This is a genomic window from Synechococcus sp. CS-1326, from assembly GCF_025128115.1.
GTDB lineage: Bacteria > Cyanobacteriota > Cyanobacteriia > PCC-6307 > Cyanobiaceae > Regnicoccus.
This window is the reverse complement of sequence record NZ_JAHLYV010000035.1, coordinates 65,626-85,322: the sequence shown is the minus strand read 5'-3', so window position 1 is coordinate 85,322 and position 19,697 is coordinate 65,626. Positions and strand designations below refer to the sequence as shown.

The following is a 19,697-nucleotide window of genomic DNA, read 5'->3' as shown; positions in this document are numbered from 1 at the left end:
CTCTCCTGCTTGCCCTGACATTCCAGCTTGCCCTGAAATCAGGGAAGCAGCGCCAGGGCGATCAGCACCAGCAGCACGCTGACCATCCAGAAGCCCACCACCACCTGCTGTTCCGGGTGTCCGGCCAGTTCAAAGTGGTGATGCAGCGGGGCCATTCGGAACAGGCGGCGACCCTGGCCATCCGCTCCCTTGGTGGCCTTGAACACCCAGACCTGAAGGATCACCGAGAGGGATTCGGCCAGGAACACACCACCCATCAGCAACAGGGGCCAGAGGCTGTTGCTGAGCAAGGCGACCGCACTCAGGGCTGCTCCCATCGCCAGCGAGCCGGTGTCGCCCATGAACACGCTGGCTGGATGGCGGTTATGGGCCAGGAATCCAAGCCAGGTGCCGGCCATGGCGGCCGAGAATCCCGCCAGCACCGGATCACCGAGGTGGCCCCTCAGCATCAGCTGCAGGGCCAGGCCGCAGAACACGACCGCGCCGCAACCTGCCGCCAGGCCATCGAGCCCATCGGTGAGGTTGGTGGCGTTGCTTTCGGCCAGAAACACGAACAAGCCGAGCGGCAGGATCAGCAGTCCGAGCGGCAGGGCCAGACCGAACGGCAGGGCAACCGTGGCGCCGATCCAGTCGTTCCAGGCGGCCCAGGCCAGGAAGAGGGCCGCCGCCAGGGCCTGGAGCAGCAGCTTGCCCCTGGGGCTGAGGCCAGTGTTGGTGCGGCGGGTGAGGCTGCGCCAGTCGTCGAAGCCGCCGATGGCCAGGAAGGCCAGGGTGATCGCGGCCACGGCAAGCAGGCGGGGGTCGGAGGGGGCGATCAGGCCACCCACGATCACTCCCACCGGCACCACCAGCAGCCCGCCCATGGTCGGCGTGCCGGCTTTGCTGTGGTGAGCCTGGGGCCCTTCCTGGCGAATCACCTGGCCCAGTTTCAGGGCCCGCAGTTTCGGCACCCCCCAGCGGCACAGGGCCCAGCTCAGCAGCGCCGCCACCAGCAGCGGCGGGGTGAGTTGAGCCGCCCGCGTCAACCCGTCACTGAGCAGGCAGGCGCCAAGCACAAGCAGGCCAAGCCAGAAGGCCGGAGAACGGCCGGCCGGAGAGAGGGACGCGGGAACCTGCAGAGATCGGCTCACAGGGGCTCAGTCTTCCCAGTTTTCCTCGGAAGGCTCATCGGCGGGGATGTACTCCTCCTTCTCGCCCATCAGCGCTGAGAGCTCCTCCTCCTCCACGGTGCTCACATCGGGAGCGGCGGTTTCCTCGTCGGCCACCAGGCGACCGCTGCTCTCCAGCCAGCTGAGCAGATCGGGCTCATCGCGCAGTGGCAGCACCGGGGCAGGCTCATCCCGCCGGTAGCGGGTCAGGGAGGGGTTGATGCTGTCGAGGGTGCTCATGGACGGCCTCAGGGCGGGCGAAGTCAGCGAAGCGCAAAGCACGCCAATCCATCACCATAAACCAGCTCGCCCAGCACATCCCCTTGACCTCCTCCAAATCGGTTCAGCTGCTGATCGCCTGGGGGGCGGCCCTGCTGCTCAGCAGCCTGCTGGTGATGGCGGGGCAACGCTGGCCCGATCCCCTGCCGATTCGTCCCGTCCTGCTCTGGTGCCTGCTGCTGGGCCCGCCGGGGCTGCTGGGCGCCTGGCTGGCTTCCCGCTGGCGCCGCTGCGACGACGAGGAGGGACAATCCTCGGAAGAACCTCATGAGCAGGCTTGAGCGCATGGCAGAGCAGCAGTTGGTCCGGCCGGGCCCTCGCGCCAGAAAGGTGGTGCTCGCCTACTCAGGCGGAGTGGATACCAGTGTCTGCATTCCCTACCTGCTCCAGGAGTGGGGGGTGGAGGAGGTGATCACCTTCGCCGCCGACCTCGGCCAGGGCGATGAGCTCGAGCCGATCCGGCTCAAGGCCCTCGAGGCCGGCGCCAGCCAGTCGCTGGTGGGGGATCTGATCGAGCCGTTCATCACCGAGTTCGCCTTTCCCGCCATCCGGGCCAATGCGCTCTATGAGGGTCGCTATCCCCTCTCCACCGCCCTGGCCCGGCCGTTGATCGCCAGGGAGCTGGTGGCTGTGGCCCGCCGGGTGGGGGCCGACGCCGTGGCCCACGGCTGCACCGGCAAGGGCAATGACCAGGTGCGTTTTGATGTGGCGATCGGCTGTCTGGCACCCGAACTCAAGGTGCTCGCCCCGGCGCGGGAGTGGGGGCTGAGCCGGGAGGAAACGATTGCCTATGGGGAACGTTGCGGCATCCCGGCGCCTGTGAGCAAGGCCAATCCCTATTCGATCGATCTGAACCTGCTGGGCCGCAGCGTTGAGGCGGGCCCACTCGAGGATCCGATGGTGGAGCCGCCCGAGGAGGTGTTTGCGATGACCCGTTCGATCGCTGCGGCACCCGATCAACCCCAGGTGGTGGAGATCGGCTTCGAGCAGGGATATCCGGTCAGTCTGGATGGAGTGAGCCTCGATCCGGTTGAGCTGATTCGGCAGGCCAATGCCCTGGCGGGCAACCATGGTTTCGGTCGGCTCGACATGATCGAGAACCGGGTGGTTGGCATCAAGTCGCGGGAGATCTACGAAACCCCCGGACTGCTGCTGCTGATCCGGGCCCACCAGGAACTGGAAAGCCTCACCCTGGCGGCCGATGTGCTGCGTTACAAGCGCCAGGTCGAGGCCAGCTGGGCGGATCTGGTGTATCAGGGTCTCTGGTTCGGGCCGCTCAAGTCGGCCCTTGATGGCTTCATCGAGGCCACCCAGGCCACGGTGAACGGCACGGTGCGGATCCGCCTGCACAAGGGCAATGCCACCGTGATCGGTCGCGCTTCCAGCGACAGCCTTTACGTGCCCACGATGGCCACCTACGGCGGTGACGATCGCTTCGATCACCGCGCCGCCGAAGGATTCATCTATGTCTGGGGTCTGCCGGCCCGGCTGTGGGCCGCCTCCCGCAAGCCCTAGGGAAGCGCAGGGGCGGCTGGCGGCCTGAAGCTGAACCAGCTCAGCTGATCGATCCGCCCGAGTTGTTTCGGCCTGGCGCTTCCCTGGCGGACGGTGAGCAGGTCGGGGCGGCCGGCCAGCACCTGGAGCCCCTGGCCGAGCGACAGTGTTTTCTGGCCCTTGAGCATGCCTTCATAGACGGGTTGCCGGTTCAGGGTCCGGACCTGGACCCAGTTCGGTCCTGAGCTGTTGAGCACCAGCAGGTTCGCTGCCGGTTGGGCGGAAGGCGCTTTGGTGACGGCCGGTTTGGTGGCAGCGACTTTGGATGGCAGAGAGGCGGTGTTCTGCTTCTGCGGCGGGATGCTCGCCTGGGGCTTGGCTGGTGTCTGCGCCGTTTGTGGTGGCTGTGGTGGCAGAAGCCTGGCCGCTGGCGCTGGCGTTGCTGGTGCCGGCATTGCTGCGGGCTTGGGTTCCGGGGCCTGGCCCACCAGGCTCTGACGCACCGTGCCGAGGGCTGCGCCCAGGGCGATGAAACCGAGCAGGATCGCCAGCCCCTTGGCGGCCAGGGCCACTGGAAAGGCCTGAAGAAGGTTTTGTTTCGCTGGCGCCGGGCTGGAAGGAGCGGGATCCGGACGGCTGGGTTCGGCGGGAATGGGAGCTGAGGCCGGGACCGGCACGGCGGGCGTCAGGGCGGCGGCAGGCGGCGGTGCGGCAGGGCGATGACGCGCTGTTCGCACGATCTCCCGCAACGACTCATTCTCCTTGGCCAGTAACTGCTGTTGCAGTTCAAACGGCTGTTGACGCTGCAGATACTTCCGCTCAAAAATGCCGGGCAGCTCGCCCAGCAGAGCCTCGTAATCGGCCAGTTGGCTGCGAATCTGCTCCAGTTCCTGACGGGTGACGTTCAGCTCTTTTTCGGCCGCCTGGAGACTCTCCATGGCATGCCGGCTGTCATCGGAGCTGGCCGCGTCGCCTTTGCTCAAGTGGTGTTCACTGAAGCCCCCTATCTCACCATCGGCGAGGGGAGGCCTTCCTGGCTGGCATCTGTGAATTGCCTGTGAGTTGGCTGTGAATCACGCCATGACGGCGTGATCGCCTCAGGCTTCGCTGGCCACACTGGGCGCGGGCTCGGCCTCAGCGGAGCCCGCGGCGTTGCGGGGCGCTGGCAAGGGGCCGTCCTGCTTGACGGTGAGATAGCGGATCACATCTTCACTGAGGCGCATGGCCCGCTCCAGGGCCGCCACCTGCTGGCCATCGCCGTTGTGGTTCAGCTGCACGTAGATGCCTTCGCGATGCTTGGCGATCGGGTAAGCCAGGCGCCGCTTGCCCCGCATCTGGGTGTCGAGCACCTCAGCGCCGGCCTCGGTCACGAGGTCGCGGTACTTGTTGACATGGCCTTCGACTTCCTCCTCCGCGATGTCGGGGCGAAGGATGTACATCGTTTCGTAGTAGGGCTGCTGCGACATGACGGGCGGATCACTCCGTGACGGGCTCAGGTGAGGCCGGCTGCCAAGGGCTGCCAGCGACGGACTCAACACCCTATCGCGCAGGCGGATCGGCTCAGTAGAGCTGGATGCGCACAGCCTCGGACACGGTCGGGATGTCGGCCTCCTTGCCGCGGATGCACTGCACCACGGCGAACAGCACCAGCAGCAGCGTGCCGAGGAACACCGTGTTGCTGAGGGTGCGCAGGGCGAAGCCGGCACCCAGCGGAGCGAGCAGCACCCGGAAGGCCAGGGACAGCAGGATCAGCACGATGTCGAGCAGGATCGCCTGGAGCACGTTGAAGCGGATGAAGTAGGGCACTTTCTGGTTCCGCACCACCCCCAGGAACAGGGCGAGGAACAGCAGGAAGCCGCCGAACGGCACCAGTCGCTGCAGGGTGAGCAGCGGCAAGGCGGGAAGCACCAGCCACTGCAGCGCCGGGAAAATCCCGAACAGCGACTCCCCGAACATCACTCCGTCGCTCCAGGGCAGGAGATAGGCGAGCAGGGCCAGCAGCCGTTGCCAAAATGGAATCTGCATGGTCATGGCTTCGTTTCCAAAGGCTAGAGGGCCTGCCCCAGCTGCTCGAGTGCCGCCCGCCGCATCGCCGCCACGGGAATCTCGGCTCCGCCGGTGGCGGCGCTGCTCCAGAGCCGCAGGGACGCCGCTCCTTGCTGGATCAGCATCTCGAGGCCATCGAGGCCACGGCAGCCCCGTCGGCGGGCCTCCTGCAGCAGGCGGGTCGGCCGCGGCGTGTAGATCAGGTCGTAGACGAGCGCTCCCGGCTGGAGCGCCTCCAGCTCCTGCGGGTCGAGCGGGCAGGCTTCAGACCGGTTGCCCGCGCTGGCCATGCCCACCGGCGTGGTGTTGACAACCAGATCGGCCCGACCCAGGGCCTCCAGCAGGTCGGCGGAGTTCCACGGCAGGCCGCGCAGTTGCGGGGCCCAGGGACGGCAGCCGGCCACGAAGGCTTCGCGCCGCCGGGGTTCGCGGCCGACCAGTTCGATCCGCTCCAGACCCCGTTCCACCAGTCCCGCCACCACGGCCCGGGCGCTGCCGCCGCAACCGAGCACCAGGGCCCTTGATCCCGTCGGCTCCTGCTGCAGCGGGGCCAGAAAGCCAGCCACATCGGTGTTGGTGCCGAGCCAGCCGCCCGCCTCCCGTCGGATCAGGGTGTTCACGGCTCCCAGCCGCCGGGCCAGGGGCGTGAGTTCAGCGGCCAGGGCCGCCACCGCCTGCTTGTGGGGCAGGGTGATGTTGAGACCGCGACAGTCGAGTGCCTCGAGGCCGCGGACCGCCACGGCCAGATCCGCCGCCGCCACGGGCAGGGCCAGGTAAATCCAGTCGAGGCCCAGCTCGCGCAGGGCCGCATTGTGCATCGCCGGCGAGAGCGAATGGCGCACCGGATCCCCGAGAACACCCACCAGGGCTGTCTGGCCTGAAATCGAAACGGACATGGACCCTGGCACCGTGCCTCTGCCGATCGGCGGCACCGTAGGGGGCCTGTACGGCAGCTGTTCGGAAACCACCCCTCGCCTGGTCAGGCCCCAGCTGATGAGGATGCATCAGGAAGAACACATTCGTTTCAGGAGGCAAGAACCCATGGGCAAGGTTGTCGGCATCGATCTGGGCACAACCAACAGTTGCGTGGCGGTGATGGAGGGGGGCAAGCCCACGGTGATCGCCAACGCCGAAGGTTTCCGAACCACCCCCTCGGTGGTGGCCTACACCAAGAACCAGGACAAGCTGGTGGGGCAGATCGCCAAGCGCCAGGCGGTGATGAACCCCGAGAACACCTTCTATTCGGTGAAGCGGTTCATCGGTCGCCGTGTGGACGAGGTGAACGAGGAATCCAAGGAAGTGAGCTATGGCGTCGAGAAGGCCGGCGCCAACGTCAAGGTGAAGTGCCCGGTGCTCAACAAGCAGTTCGCCCCTGAGGAGGTGTCCGCCGAAGTGCTGCGCAAGCTGGCGGAAGACGCCGGCAAGTATCTGGGTGAAACCGTCACCCAGGCGGTGATCACGGTGCCCGCCTACTTCAACGACTCCCAGCGCCAGGCCACCAAGGATGCCGGCAAGATCGCCGGCCTTGAGGTGCTGCGGATCATCAACGAACCCACCGCTGCGGCCCTGGCCTATGGCCTTGATCGCAAGAGCAACGAGCGCATCCTGGTGTTCGACCTGGGCGGCGGCACCTTCGACGTGTCCGTGCTCGAAGTGGGCGATGGCGTGTTCGAAGTGCTCTCCACCAGTGGCGACACCCACCTGGGCGGCGACGACTTCGACAAGGTGATCGTCGATTACCTCGCCGCTTCCTTCAAGGCCAACGAAGGCATCGACCTGCGCCAGGACAAGCAGGCCCTGCAGCGCCTCACCGAAGCGGCCGAGAAAGCCAAGATCGAGCTCTCCAGCGCCACCCAGAGCGAGATCAACCTGCCGTTCATCACGGCCACGCCGGAAGGCCCCAAGCACCTTGATCTCACCCTCACCCGGGCGAAGTTCGAGGAGTTGGCCAGCACACTGATCGACCGCTGCCGCGTGCCGGTGGAGCAGGCGCTCAAGGACGCCAAGCTCGCCAGCAGCGAGCTGGATGAGGTGGTGATGGTGGGTGGTTCCACCCGCATCCCCGCCGTGCTGGAGCTGGTCAAGCGGGTCACCGGCAAGGACCCCAACCAGACGGTGAACCCCGATGAGGTGGTGGCCGTCGGTGCCGCCATTCAGGGCGGTGTGCTGGCCGGTGAGGTGAAGGACATCCTTCTGCTCGACGTCACCCCGCTGTCGCTGGGCGTGGAAACCCTGGGCGGCGTGATGACCAAGATGATCACCCGCAACACCACCATCCCCACCAAGAAGTCGGAGACCTACTCCACCGCCGTCGACGGCCAGACCAACGTGGAGATCCACGTGCTCCAGGGCGAGCGGGAGCTGGCCTCCGACAACAAGAGCCTCGGCACCTTCCGCCTCGACGGCATTCCGCCGTCCCCCCGTGGCGTGCCCCAGATCGAAGTCACCTTCGACATCGACGCCAACGGCATCCTCAGCGTGACCGCCAAGGACAAGGGCAGCGGCAAGGAGCAGAGCATCTCGATCACCGGGGCCTCCACCCTCAGTGAGAACGAGGTGGAGAAGATGGTCAAGGATGCCGAGTCCAACGCCACCGCCGACAAGGAGAAGCGCGAGCGCATCGACCTCAAGAACCAGGCCGAAACCCTGGTGTACCAGGCCGACAAACAGCTCGGTGAACTGGAAGGCAAGGTGAGCGCCGAGGACAAGGCCAAGGTGGAGGGTTTCTCCACCCAGCTGAAGGAGGCGATCGCCCAGGAGGACTACCCGACGATCAAGACCGTGCTGGAACAGCTTCAGCAGGCCCTCTACGCCGCCGGTGCCTCCGTGTACCAGCAGGCCGGAGCGGCGGGTGCGGATGGACCCGCCGCCAACGGCGCCGGATCCAACGGATCGTCGGCTGGCACGGCCGGTGGCGCCGAGGATGTGATCGACGCCGAGTTCACCGAAAGCAAGTAGGCGGCTCGGTTTCTCCGCCTGGCCCCCAGGCTGCTGCATCGGCAAGCCCTCCGTCCGGGGGGCTTTTTTCATGGTCAGGAGGGGGCCCCTGCCTCAATCTGGCTGGCCACCCATTCGGCACTGGCCGGTGCCAGCAGGACACCGTTGCGGTAGTGCCCGGTCGCCAGCACCAGGCCTGGTTCGAGCTGCTCCAGCAGCGGGGCCGGGCGGCCGACGGGCCGGGCCCGCAGACCCTGCCAGTGGCGGCGCTCCACCGACTCCCTGAGCCAGGCCGGTGCGTCTCCCCCCAGCTCTCGCAGCGATTCAAGCTGGCCTGGATCGGCCACTCTGCCGGGCTCGAGCGTGGCGCCCAGCCAGAGACGCCCTTCGGGCCGCGGCACCAGGTTCCAGCCTCGCCAGACCAGGCTTGCCGGCCAGTTCAGCTCAGCCCCTGCCGGTCGTTGCAGCTCCAGGGCCTGGCCCAGCACCGGCTCCAGCTCCCGCCTGTGGCCCGCCGTCTCCAGCAGCGCCGCGCTGGAGAGGCCCGCTGCCACCACCACCCAGGCGCTGCTCAGCAGGGAGCCTCCCCCAAGTGCAAGCTGCCAGCCTGCTGTGCGCCGCTCCAGCCGGATGGCAGGGGCAGCCAGCAGCTGCATCCCTTGCCGCTGGCCATCGGATCGCAGGGCGGCCATGGCCCCCAGGGGATCAAGTTGGCCGTCTTCCGAGGAGAACAGGCCCAGCTCGGCATCACCCGGCAGCTCAGGCTGCAGCTGCCGCAGGGCGGTGCGATCCCAGAGCTCGATGGCCATGCCTTGTCCCTGCCTGGCCTCGGCCAGCCATTCGAGTCGCCGGCGCTCGTCAGGGTCAGCGGCCAGCAGCAGCAGGCCGGAGCGAAAGGGAATCGGTTCGCCGGCCATGGCCAGTTGCTGGCGCCACTGGCGCCAGAGCTGCAGCGAGCGTTGACGCAACCGCCAGCCCCTGCCGCTGCTTCGGTGGAACACCTGACCCATCAGCACGCCGAGGGCCGCGCCGCTGCCGGCATCCTGCGGCTGGCGACCGAACACTCCGGGATCCAGCACGGTGACCTGATGGCCACGGCCCTGGAGCAGCCAGGCACAGGCCAGGCCGACAATCCCGGCCCCGATCACCACGATCGACTGGGGATCGCAGCTGCGCTCCGGGCGGTCGGCCGGAGCGGATCGAGCGGTGATCAGCGTCAGGCGATCCCGTCGGAATGGAGCACTTCGTCGTAGTTCCCGAAGCCGCTGGCCACCTTGATGTAGGCCTTGCGCAGCCGCTCGCCGTCCTGGAGCCTGGCGGCCTCATCCAGTTCAGCCAGGGCGGCCTTGAGCTGGTTGGCCCGCTTGCCGGCCTCGGCCCGATCGGCGGGCAGCAGCCGTTGATTGATGTAGAGCATCTGCCGCCCCACCTCCTGCATCGGGCCGTGGATCAGGTTGCGGGTGAACACCCAGTTGCGCTCGTTCACCAGTTCGGCCAGCTCTGGCAGGCGATCCTTGGCGGCGAGAAAACCTTCGGCCTGTCGCTGAATGGTCGCCAGATCGGCTGCGCTGATCGTGGGGGGTTTGGCCTGCGTGCCGTCACAGGCGGTAAGGCCGAGCGACAACACCGCCGCCAGGCAGAGCAGGGCCAGGCGCTTCAAGGCAGGACGGAGCGCGGAAACCAGCTGTGCGGCCATGGGGTGGGAAACAGGCGCTCGAAACTGTAGGTCTGATGCTCTTCCGGCGCTGCAGCGGCCACAATGCCCCGAATGGCTGTGCAAGGCGGCGCGATGAGCATCCCCACAGCGATCCTGCAGGTGATCTGTCCGGATCGCCCTGGCCTGGTCAGCGAGCTGTCCGGCTGGGTGGCGAGCCATGGCGGCAACATCCGTCACGCCGATCACCACACCGATGCTGGGGCGGGTCTGTTCCTCAGTCGGATCGAGTGGGAGCTGGATGGCTTCGGCCTGACCCGCGAGGCGATGCGGCCGGAGGCGATGGCCCTGGTGGAGCGACTGGGTGGCGAGGGTCAGCTGCGTTTCTCCGCTGACATTCCCCGGGTGGCGATCTTTGTGGGCCGTCAGGACCACTGTCTGCTTGATCTGCTCTGGCGCACCCGCTCCGGCGAGCTGCCGATGCAGGTGCCGCTGGTGATCTCGAACCATGCCGAGCTGCGGACGCTGGTTGAGGACTTCGGTGCCCGCTTCGAGCATCTGCCCGTCACGGCCGCTGCCAGGGAGTCGGCCGAGGCGGCCCAGCTGCAACTGCTCCAGGAGCACGGCATCGAGCTGGTGGTGCTGGCCAAGTACATGCAGGTGCTCAGCCCCTTCTTCCTGGCCCGGTTTGCGCAGGTGATCAACATTCACCACTCCTTCCTGCCCGCCTTCCAGGGAGCCCAGCCTTACCAGCGGGCCTGGGAGCGGGGCGTCAAACTGATCGGTGCCACCGCCCACTACGTGACTGAAGACCTCGATGGCGGACCGATCATTGAGCAGGCCACCGTGCCGGTGAGCCACCGGGATGAGGTGGAAGACCTGATCCGCAAAGGGCGCGACACCGAACGGCTGGCGTTGGCCCGGGCCCTGAGGCTGTGCCTGCGCCGCCAGGTGATGGTGTATCGGGGCCGCACCGCGGTGTTCTCCTGACCATGGTGCTGTCGCGGAGGATCTGGTCGTGCTGAGCAGCCGTGCCCTGGTTCAGCTCAATGCCGAGCGCCCCGTTGACGCCGCTCCGCTGGGTTGGCGCTGTTTCCAGCTCGGGGTGTTCGTCCTGCCCAGCAGCGCCCTGATCGCCGGGGTGCTGTTGCTGGTGGCTCTGCTGCTCGGCAGCCGCGGCCGGCCCCAGCCCCTGGCCGATCCGGCCAATCGGGTGCTGGTGGTGGTGGCCGCCCTGATGGTGCTGGGTTGCTTTCGTGCCACCAGCGGCTGGCTGGCCTGGGTGGGGATGGGCAACTGGCTGCCGTTCTTCTGGGCCTTCTGGGGCTTCCAGCCCTATCTGATCACCCCGGCCGCCCGGCGGCGGGTGGCGCTCTGGCTGGTGGCCGGCACGGTTCCGGTGATCGTCACCGGCTTCGGCCAGCTGTGGTGGGGCTGGGCCGGGCCCTTCCAGGTTCTGGGTGGAGCGATCATCTGGTATCTCAATGCGGGGGGCAATCCAACCGGGCGGCTCTCGGGCCTGTTCGACTACGCCAACATCGCCGGCTCCTGGCTCTCCCTGGCCTGGCCCCTGGCCCTGGCGGCCGTTCTGCAGCCGCAGCAGGGCTGGAAAGGCCGGCTGCCGGCCCTGGCGATCGCGGTTTCCCTGGTGGCTGCTCTCTACCTCACTGATTCCCGCAACGCCTGGGGCGCCCTGGTGCTGGCCCTGCCGATCGTGGCCGGGCCTGGGGCGTGGCTCTGGCTGCTGCCGTTGTTGGTGCTGCTGCTGATTCCGGTTGTCCTGGCCAGCCTGCCGGGGGTGGCTCCCTTCCTGCAGCAGCCGGCGCGTGAGCTGATCCCGGAGGCGATCTGGGGCCGGTTGAGCGACCTGGAGCAGGCCGGCCGCAGGCCCCTGGCGATCACCCGGCTGAGCCAGTGGGGTGTGGCTCTCGGCCTGGTGGCGGAGCGGCCCTGGCTGGGCTGGGGGGCGGCGGCCTTCAGCGTGATCTATCCGCTGCGCACCGGTAAATGGCATGGCCATCCCCACAACCTGCCGATTGATCTGGCCGTGAGCCACGGCCTGCCGGCGGCAGTGCTGCTGGTGGGGCTGATCCTGTTTCTGCTGGTCCAGGCGTCCGTCAGGGGGATGGCCGCCGGCCGCCTGTTCGATCGCGCCTGGTGGGCTTCGGTGCTGGTGCTGGTGGCGCTCCACGCCACCGACATGCCCCTCTACGACAGCCGCATCAACATTGCCGGCTGGATTCTGCTGGCGGGGGTCCGGGCCTTCCTGCTCAACCCGTCACCGCCGTGAGCGGGTCGGCCGGACCGGGCGGATGGGTGCTCAGCGCTTCTTCGTGGTGTCTGGCCAGGGTGGAGGCCGGCAGTGGACCCTCCAGGTGCACCCAGGGCAGCACCCGCTCGGGGCTCCAGCTGGCGTGGATCACCTCCTGCCAGGGCGGCGGTGGCGGCAGCGCGCCGGCTGGGGCAGCCAGCGCCTCGCGGTAGGCGGCCTTCCAGCCGCCCAGTTGCCCGTGGCGGCCGCGCACGGCGGCGATCACCGGGGCGAGGCGCCTGTCGCTGCGGGAGAGCAGGGCCTGCACCACGCTCCAGCCGTAACTCTCGGGCCGCAGCTCGATCCCCTTGGGCTGCAGACGGCGGGCCAGCCGCTTGAGCCGCTTCTCCGCTTCCGGCCGCACCCCTTCCCACTGGAAGGGGGTGTGGGCCTTGGGCACAAAGGTGCTCACCCCCAGGCTGAGCCGCAGCCCTGGCGTGGCGGCCTTGATCGCCAGCAGCAGATCAGCGGTGGCTTCGATGTCGGCGTCGTCTTCGCTGGGCAGGCCGGCCATGCCGTAGAGCTTGAGGCCGCTGAGCCCGCCTTCCTTGGCGTAGCGGGCAGCGGCGAAGATCTCCTCGGTGGCGAGCTTCTTGTTCACCACCCGGCGCAGGCGCTCGCTGCCGCTTTCGATCGCGATCGTGAGCGACCTGCTGCCCCGCTTGGCCAGGATCCGCCCAAGCTGGGGGGTCACGGTGGCGGCTCGCACCGAGCTGACGCTCAGGCGCGTGCCCTCGAAGCGGTCGTGATCGAGCCAGCTGAGCAGCTCGGCGAACTGCGGATGCTGGGTGACCGAGGCCCCCAGCAGGCCCAGCCGCTGGGTGGCGGTGAGGCCTTTCTCCACGGCGGGGATCAGGCCGTCGTCAAGCGACGGGGTGCGGAAGGGCAGGGTGAGGTAGCTGGCCAGGCAGAAGCGGCAGAGCTCCGGGCAGCTGCGCACCACCTCCACCATGTGGATCGAGGGCCAGGCCGCCTCCGGGGTGATCACAGTGGAGTGGCTGAGGGTATTGCCGCGCCAGGTCTGCTTGGCGATGGTGGCCGGCAGGCCCGGCTCGATCGGCTCGACGCCCAGCAGCTCCCCTTCGCTGCCGTAGCGAGGGGCATAAAGGGACGGCACATAGATTCCCGGCACCTGCGCCAGCGCCCGCAGCCGCTCGGCTCTTGGCGCCTGGCGACCGGCCTGGACGGCGTCGATGAAGGCAGGCAGCAGCAGCTCGCCATCGCCCAGCAGCACCACATCGAAGAAGGGCGCCAGCGGTTCGGGGTTGGCGGTGAGCACCGGGCCGCCGCCGAACACGATCGGATCGTGATTGCCACGCTCGTGGCTCCAGAGCGGAATGCCCAGCGGCTCCAGCAGATCGAGCAGCACGGGGCCATCGAGCTCCCAGCTCAACGACAGACCGAACAGATCGAGGCCTGCACCGCTACCCCGCTGAGCGGCGTGGGGCGGATCGCCCTGATCGGTGAACAGCCGCCGCACATCCACATCGCTGCGGCCCGCCAGGCTGGCCCACACCACCTGAAAGCCCAGGCTGGTGATGCCCACTGAATAGGTGCTCGGAAAGGCCAGCACCGCCTTCAGGGCACCGGCCGCCGGCACGGCGGGCTCAAACAGCAGGGTTTCCTGATTCAGGGGTGGAGGTGCCGGCCGGGAGTGGTCAGTCTGGAGGGTGAGTGGGCGGGGAACCCTGAGGGGCAAGACAGCTCTTCCGTCGCCATGACCCATGACACCCGCCCACCAGGATTGATCCAGTGCTCCAGAGAAGAACTTCAGGTGCGGCACCACGCCCGCCAAACGTCCTATTTGCCAGCAAAGACGATGGATGTGAGGGGGTGGCGGTTTTTGTGGACTGGTGCAACCACCGTCACCGCCACAGAGGCATCAAAGTCGTCACGCCCCATCAACGACACAGCGGAGCCACCACCACAATCTTCAAGCAGCGAGCCGATGACAACGAGAAGGCCAGTGGGGCCAATCCAACTCGGTGGAGCCGAAGCACTCGATGCTGGTGTCAACCAGAAGAAGCGTGGATCAACAAGCCACCAGACGAGAGTGAAGCGATCCAGGCGCTGATCGTTATTCAGGCCGCCTGAGTGGCCGCTCAGCAGTGAAATCTTCTTCGAAAGTCACTGGGCTTCGGCTCTTCAGTGGTAGATAAAAACTTAGCGTTTTACAAGGCGAATCGCTCCGATGGTAATGATGCTAAGTTCAATTCGGCTGACCGTCTTCAACAGGCGAGACTTCGACTCTGCGAAATACGAGTACCTGAGGCCGAGTAAACAACTTGTAACTATTTGGCCTGCGTCGGTTTGCATCTACTTCGGCCCAAAACATTTCAACGGTACCGTTTTCACCTGTTAAATGTTGGTCCACAAGGTCGTTGAGTTGCTCTTGATCAATGGTGTCCGGAGTAGGTGCTTGTGAACCCACCGTGAGCAGACTATTGTTTCGATAATAGAATGGGACGACTGCAGACAGACTGAAACCTACCGACTGGATCAAGTCCACGTAAGCAGTTACAGGGTACGCCCATTCATATTGATGATAACGGACGCGAGTCGGATGCGTTTCCATTGCCTGGATAAACTCTGCTGGCGTGTCGGCAAACCATTCCATCACGACAAACCAAAACGCACCCGATTTCATTGTACGGCGGGCTTCCAGAGCGATCCAGGGTATGTGATCCCAGTGATGAATGGTAGCTACTGACACCAGTGCATCGAAGCGATGACGAATACTCCTCCAACAGTCAAGGTCGGTCACAATTTCGATCCGCTCTTCAGTTGCTTCTTTGAGGTGTCTTACCGCATTACTTGGTTCCATTGCAACAAGATCTTTGTAGCCCAGGCGATCAAGTGAAAAGGGTAGCCAACCCCAGCCGCAACCAACGTCTGCAATGCAACATTGTTCTGTGATTCCAAAGCGGCGCATCAGCTCAGCGATCGACTGAGCGACTCCTAGATTATAGAACTGCTCAAAAAGTTCAGCTGGAGAACCCCAGAGATTGTAAACATCAAAGAGTTTGGAGATATCTGGATCAGTTTGGGCATCGGCCCGAAGTCGCTCCCAAAATTCTTCGTCATCTTTCCCTTCAATATCTTTGACTAAAACCAGCTCATCCATTCCGTCCCATTCCTTCCCCGGTTCTGTTTTGATCAAGACAGGATCTGGCCGAGTTAGCGCTGACAAAAGTGATTGAGCCGAGAGAGATGGGGGCGCCCACAAAGTGTCAGATGGACAATTGGCGGCCCCTGCTGGCGCCATAGCCGCGTGTTCCCCAGCAGGCGCGATGCCAGGTTCTACCGTCCCATCCTTGCTGATAGGCCCGCGTCCTCTGGCTAAGAATCGATCAGGCAATTGGCTCATCGAAACTGATCCATGATTGGCATCTATACTATAACATGTGTGCTTTGGTCTATCCATTGTTGTTTCTACTGAAGCCATTGCGCTGGTGATTCTTCTCCAAGTCAATTCTTGTTTGCTGCTTATGAGTGTTCCGGGAGTTAGCGTTCAATGCTTTTCTCGTCTTGAGTTCACTTGCTGGACCATGCCTTAGTATCGGCAGATTGCCCGTTTCGTTCGGCGTTGCATCATCTAAGATTGGCCAATTCATCTGAGTTTACCTATCGAGATGGCATAATGCCCTTCCGAGTCGTTTTATTTGTGTCGCCTCCTGTGCCTTCTTTGACTCTCTTGCTTCCCTTGTTTTGTGATGAATCTCTGCGCTGCTAAAATAGATTCAAAAATCGGTGTCCTTGGGTTTCCTGTGGCCAGGCACAGGGTCATGTGCGTCATCCATTTTATGCATCCATAACGAGAAATTCAACGAAGGGGATTGAGCATATCTATTGTTGCTCAAAAGACAAAGTGTCTAGCATTGAGGTTTGGAGCGGCAACAATTGAATCGTTGGCTCCTGTGAAATAAGCCCATTTGGATTAAGATTGTCACGGTTATCATTGACTCGTTGCCAACGGCCATTCCGACCCTCTGTGAAGCCATCCAGGTTTGATTCTAGCTGCGGAACATCCCTTTGAGTGTCCCAACGATTCTGGGAAGCCGTGGGAATCTGAATGAGTGGGCTTTCAAGTTGTGCCAGCTAGATCCCAACAGGACCGACTTCAAGGCCACCCCGAGGATTCGGTCATCCCCAGGGATCTGGTATCCCTCGCTCTCAAAGCGGAGGGTCAACTCACATTGACCCATCAGTTGGGAAAGGGGGACGACGCGATCAAAGGTTCGATGATTAATAGCACCACTCAGCACATTCACGTCATTCGCGAATACCTTCAGATTGCTTCCCTCAATGGGTGTGATATTCCATGCGCATACCCTCAACCAACTTGGCGGATTAACTGGGTCAATCCTTATTGTTAACGTTGCCAAATCAGCCGTCCAGCGAAGAGGGCATCCTTCGAATTGCTCTAACGGCCCCAGGCCCTGCGAGCGGATCCAGTGGGAGCTGATATTGTTAACATCTATGACCTGATTTTTGTGTCTAGTTCGTATGATCTTCTTTTTGCCCCCAGCTGGGGCTTTCTGGAAACGTAGCAAGGACCACGCCTGAATTTGCCGAGGCATTACCCCCTTAGAGATGGCTGATTGGATCAGCATGGGCCAGGCGGTTCGGCTTCTGTCCAGATTGCTGTCGCGAATTTCATCCATCAGCCGCGACAAATCCTCCAGATTGCCTGGAGAGCGGATGATGCCGGTAATGAGTTCCGCAGCACCCTTTGGATCGTCTAGTGTGAAAAGGGGGATCCCAGTGGAGCCAGGTACCCCGGTCAGTGCTTCTGCTGTGGCAACCAGAGGTGTGGCATGGGAAAGGGCTTCTAAAATCTTGATTTTGGATCCGAAGCTATTTTCGATCGGTGCGATGAAAATTCCACAAGCGGTGAATTGTCGGAGGACCTCATCTGCTGTGGATCGCCCAAGCAGCACGACGTTGGGCTGTTTCCACGTCTCCGGTGCTTCTAGGGGTTCTGCTCCGATGATTGTGATCCGTAACTCGGGAGCACAGGCTGCGAGATGAGGAGCTAGTGATTCGCACAACCATCGAACTGCACAAAGATTTGGATAATGGTTCACATTTCCAACAAAGAATACATTGCCTTGCTCTTCATTGCACCACCGTTTTGGATGATTATCGAGCATTGGCTCAATCACGGTAGTGCGCGCCGCTTGCTTGCAGTCCGTGGGAATATCATGAGGGCTCAGGACCACGATATGGTCAGAATTAGCATGCACTTCGTTTTCGAACCGCCCTAGACGCCACTCGGCAATTCTGCTGTTGCTAGCCTGCGATGGTATAACCCCAAGTTTGCGTTGATCACGATAGAACTCCTTTTCCCTATTCAGTGTGATCATCACCACAGGAACGCCGCAGTGAAACGCTGATGGCACATAGAGACTCGTGAACAAGTAGTCAATGATGATGACATCGGGACGGATATCACGTACGATTTTGCTAAAATGATGATCTACTGGTCTGTGCAGAGCGGCATGACGCTCCATGCTGAATGGATGGGAAAAAATGAGTGGTAGATCGGGAAAGAAACGCCGATTGTGTTGAAATTCTAGTGGATGAAAAAACGCCCCAACAGCTTTTGCATAGTCTGCACTTCCCCCTATCAAAGGACCTGGCGGCGCAAAGACGTGAGTCTGGGTACCTGATGTACTGGAAATGCTGCGCAAATGCTCGCGACATACGATGGTTCCTCCGCTTGATGTGTCGAGTGGAACCACGGTGGCGAAAAGGACAACCTTCCCCTGACAGTTTTCCGTGTCACTGGGAATCCGGCATGATGCCGGTTGTTTCTCACTTGTCATCGTCAAGGTTTTCGGCGTATAGCGAACCAGGTTGGGCTGGAGATTGTAAGGCTTCTGGTGGTTGACTTTCAGTCCCTATGTTTGAAGTGGCAAGAATGCTGTCGAGATACTCCTTGGTTGAGGCATAAGCAAGTCTCAACGTTTTATTTTGTTCGCGCAGTGATTCCAGCTCGTCAATGGATGTTGCAAGTTCCGCTTGGCTCTTGTCTCTGGGCACTCTCCCGATTGAGCTTACCCGTCCACGGAGATATTCTAATTCGGCATCGTATTGCCGGTACGCATCCAGCACATTCACTGGAACTTGAAAGACGTCGCAGAGATGGACACTTTCCTCTCGCACCCAATAATCGTTGATCCCGTCGAAATAGGCAAATCGATAGTGATTCTGCTCAAGCACTTCCTGCCAACGTGTCACCATTCGGATATTTGTGTATGGCTCGCTGCTTTCTACAACCATGACCTCCGGACGGTGCCGCGACCAGTCGGATGCAGAAATGATGGCGTCCTCGGCCCCCTCGGCATCAATCTTAAGAAATTGGATGTGCCGTCCAGGCGCGTGCTTATCGAGAATGGCTGGGAGGGTTGAGAGGCGGACTTTGAGTGGTTTGATCTCTCCGGCCCGTTCGGCCACAAGATCCGGAACTTCGTCAAGTAAGGATGATGTGCCCGTATTACCAGAATGAACCCAGAAGGTGGTCTCGCCATCGCGATCGGAAACGGCAAGCTCCAGGTTGATGTCGCGTGGACGGTCGGCACGCAGTGGGACGATTCCCTCTCCGGGCTCAACGTTGATTCCCGACCACCCTTGCTCGTAAAACCACCGGGTCACCGAGGCATTTGTTGGGTGATGGGCACCGATGTCGACGTAGAATCCATCAGTCACCCCCCCGAAACAGCGTCGCAGGAGAACGTCTTCCAGATTGCCGGTATAGCTCGTCATAGGTTCGGCGAGGCCACTTTGGGGAGCCATATACGCAGCTTCTCTCTGTACGTAGATGTTATTCGGGCTTAGACGCTGCCAGCGCACGTAACCATGGCTGCCGAGCAGATCATCGACTTCTGTGAGGCCGAAGAGATCCTCGATGATGAGAGCCTTTGGGTGAAACCGTTCAAACGAAAATCCTTTCAGACATTCCAGTTCCCAGCCCTCTGTATCGATGCAGAGGATGTCGACCTCTGACAAGCCATCAATGGCTCCAAGAATCGTATCCAACCGACGTTGTCTAACCCTGATCTCCCTGGTCGTGAAGCGATTCGCCATGGTGTCGAATAACTTCTTGAATTTTCCACGGATTCCCAGTGACGAGAACGATTCATAGGAAATATCTCCACCTCGATATTTTGAGCCTAGGCTCCTTGCTTGCGCCAAAGTGAAGGGTACATCCTCACAGTCACTTTCTCCACAAGCAAACTCATGGATCTCGTGTCCTCGCTCACGATGCTTTTCAGCGAAGATAGGATTTGGCTCGATGCTAATTACCCGCCAACCGCATTTGCGAAAGGAGTTGCCCAATGAGAGGTAATCCGGCAAGGCCGCTCCAACCTCAACAAGGATCCCGGTGCCACACCCGGGAAAGAACGTGTCTCGCACCAAGGCGTCTACAGCTCCTTCGGCCTCATTGCCCTGAAGTTCACCGGAATGGTTTTCGAGCGTATTTCCACTTGGAGACATGCAGCCTGGAGGTCAGTTATCTTCAAAATCTACTACAGAGACATGGATGTTCGCAACAGTCGGATCGGTGGTGACGTGTGGGCATCCTACAGTTATTATCATCTTTGTGGTCTGAAGTTTATTGGAGGTTTGAGCTGTTTCCGGAGAAGCTTGTCCTTCTCCGTGGCAGTGTGACTATCGAGTTGATTGCCTTGATCGCAATTTCCATTGGGTCTGGTGTTTTCTCTTCTTGGCTTTGCGCCAGCGTGCGACCTCGCATGTTGATTTTCGTGACTTCTCTTCCAACTTTTTTCGTTTGCCCTGTTGCTGAGCGCAGTATCCCTGTGTT

The 19,697-nt window shown here is 62.7% G+C and carries 17 protein-coding genes; 5 read left to right on the top strand and 12 right to left on the bottom strand.

Annotated features, from left to right (window positions below; translation table 11 throughout):
- Positions 1-38 precede the first annotated feature (38 nt).
- Both mraY and KQ307_RS14290 read right to left on the bottom strand, forming a co-directional pair.
- Entirely contained in the window at positions 39-1,130 is a 1,092-nt protein-coding gene (mraY, locus tag KQ307_RS14295; protein ID WP_399242211.1) for a phospho-N-acetylmuramoyl-pentapeptide-transferase, read from the bottom strand.
- Between the two features lie 6 nt (positions 1,131-1,136).
- Entirely contained in the window at positions 1,137-1,388 is a 252-nt protein-coding gene (locus KQ307_RS14290; RefSeq protein ID WP_259702647.1) for a DUF3134 domain-containing protein, read from the bottom strand.
- A gap of 83 nt (positions 1,389-1,471) precedes the next feature.
- On the opposite strand from KQ307_RS14290, the gene KQ307_RS14285 reads away from it, so the two are divergent.
- A complete protein-coding gene (locus KQ307_RS14285) occupies positions 1,472-1,708 on the top strand; it encodes a hypothetical protein (protein WP_259702648.1) in 237 nt (78 codons plus the stop codon).
- A 4-nt stretch (positions 1,709-1,712) separates the two neighbouring features.
- Positions 1,713-2,942, top strand: a complete 1,230-nt coding sequence (locus tag KQ307_RS14280) for an argininosuccinate synthase (RefSeq protein ID WP_259702675.1) — start codon at positions 1,713-1,715, stop codon at positions 2,940-2,942.
- Here the strand turns inward: KQ307_RS14280 and KQ307_RS14275 are convergent.
- The 4 genes from KQ307_RS14275 to KQ307_RS14260 form a co-directional block, all read right to left on the bottom strand.
- Positions 2,939-3,904 carry a hypothetical protein gene (locus KQ307_RS14275; RefSeq protein WP_259728361.1) on the bottom strand — a complete coding sequence of 322 codons (966 nt, stop codon included), beginning with the start codon at positions 3,902-3,904 and terminating at the stop codon, positions 2,939-2,941. The genes KQ307_RS14280 and KQ307_RS14275 overlap by 4 nt on opposite strands.
- A 114-nt stretch (positions 3,905-4,018) precedes the next feature.
- Positions 4,019-4,387, bottom strand: a complete 369-nt coding sequence (rpsF, locus tag KQ307_RS14270; protein WP_259702650.1) for a 30S ribosomal protein S6 — start codon at positions 4,385-4,387, stop codon at positions 4,019-4,021.
- Positions 4,388-4,481: 94 nt separating this feature from the next.
- Positions 4,482-4,946, bottom strand: coding sequence for a Tic20 family protein (locus KQ307_RS14265; protein ID WP_259702651.1), 465 nt, complete (start codon positions 4,944-4,946; stop codon positions 4,482-4,484).
- A 23-nt stretch (positions 4,947-4,969) separates the two neighbouring features.
- A complete protein-coding gene (locus KQ307_RS14260; RefSeq protein ID WP_259702652.1) occupies positions 4,970-5,863 on the bottom strand; it encodes a shikimate dehydrogenase in 894 nt (297 codons plus the stop codon).
- Between the two features lie 145 nt (positions 5,864-6,008).
- Between KQ307_RS14260 and dnaK the strand changes: the two genes are divergently transcribed.
- On the top strand, positions 6,009-7,925 hold the full coding sequence (gene dnaK, locus KQ307_RS14255) for a molecular chaperone DnaK (RefSeq protein WP_259702653.1): 1,917 nt from the start codon (positions 6,009-6,011) through the stop codon (positions 7,923-7,925).
- A gap of 74 nt (positions 7,926-7,999) precedes the next feature.
- Here dnaK and KQ307_RS14250 read toward each other — a convergent pair whose 3' ends face one another.
- Both KQ307_RS14250 and psbQ read right to left on the bottom strand, forming a co-directional pair.
- Complete coding sequence (locus KQ307_RS14250) at positions 8,000-9,055, bottom strand: FAD-binding oxidoreductase (protein ID WP_259728360.1); 1,056 nt, start codon at positions 9,053-9,055, stop codon at positions 8,000-8,002.
- Positions 9,056-9,120: 65 nt separating this feature from the next.
- Positions 9,121-9,600 (bottom strand): photosystem II protein PsbQ, encoded by a 480-nt coding sequence (gene psbQ, locus KQ307_RS14245; RefSeq protein WP_259728359.1) that lies wholly within the window; start codon positions 9,598-9,600, stop codon positions 9,121-9,123.
- A gap of 93 nt (positions 9,601-9,693) precedes the next feature.
- Here psbQ and purU point away from each other — a divergent pair, with 93 nt between their 5' ends.
- Positions 9,694-10,548, top strand: coding sequence for a formyltetrahydrofolate deformylase (gene purU, locus KQ307_RS14240; RefSeq protein ID WP_259702656.1), 855 nt, complete (start codon positions 9,694-9,696; stop codon positions 10,546-10,548).
- A 31-nt stretch (positions 10,549-10,579) separates the two neighbouring features.
- Positions 10,580-11,848, top strand: coding sequence for an O-antigen ligase (locus KQ307_RS14235; RefSeq protein WP_259728402.1), 1,269 nt, complete (start codon positions 10,580-10,582; stop codon positions 11,846-11,848).
- Here KQ307_RS14235 and KQ307_RS14230 read toward each other — a convergent pair.
- The 4 genes from KQ307_RS14230 to KQ307_RS14215 all read right to left on the bottom strand — a co-directional run bounded on the left by KQ307_RS14230 (position 11,829) and on the right by KQ307_RS14215 (position 19,369).
- The gene (locus tag KQ307_RS14230; RefSeq protein WP_259728401.1) at positions 11,829-13,442 is read right to left on the bottom strand and encodes a radical SAM protein; all 1,614 of its coding nucleotides are present in this window, start codon (positions 13,440-13,442) and stop codon (positions 11,829-11,831) included. The genes KQ307_RS14235 and KQ307_RS14230 overlap by 20 nt on opposite strands.
- Positions 13,443-14,078: 636 nt before the next feature.
- Complete coding sequence (locus KQ307_RS14225; protein ID WP_259728358.1) at positions 14,079-15,029, bottom strand: class I SAM-dependent methyltransferase; 951 nt, start codon at positions 15,027-15,029, stop codon at positions 14,079-14,081.
- Positions 15,030-15,882: 853 nt separating this feature from the next.
- Positions 15,883-17,613, bottom strand: coding sequence for a glycosyltransferase (locus KQ307_RS14220; protein WP_259728357.1), 1,731 nt, complete (start codon positions 17,611-17,613; stop codon positions 15,883-15,885).
- Positions 17,614-17,686: 73 nt separating this feature from the next.
- Positions 17,687-19,369, bottom strand: a complete 1,683-nt coding sequence (locus tag KQ307_RS14215) for an FkbM family methyltransferase (protein WP_259728356.1) — start codon at positions 19,367-19,369, stop codon at positions 17,687-17,689.
- Between the last annotated feature and the right edge of the window lie 328 nt (positions 19,370-19,697).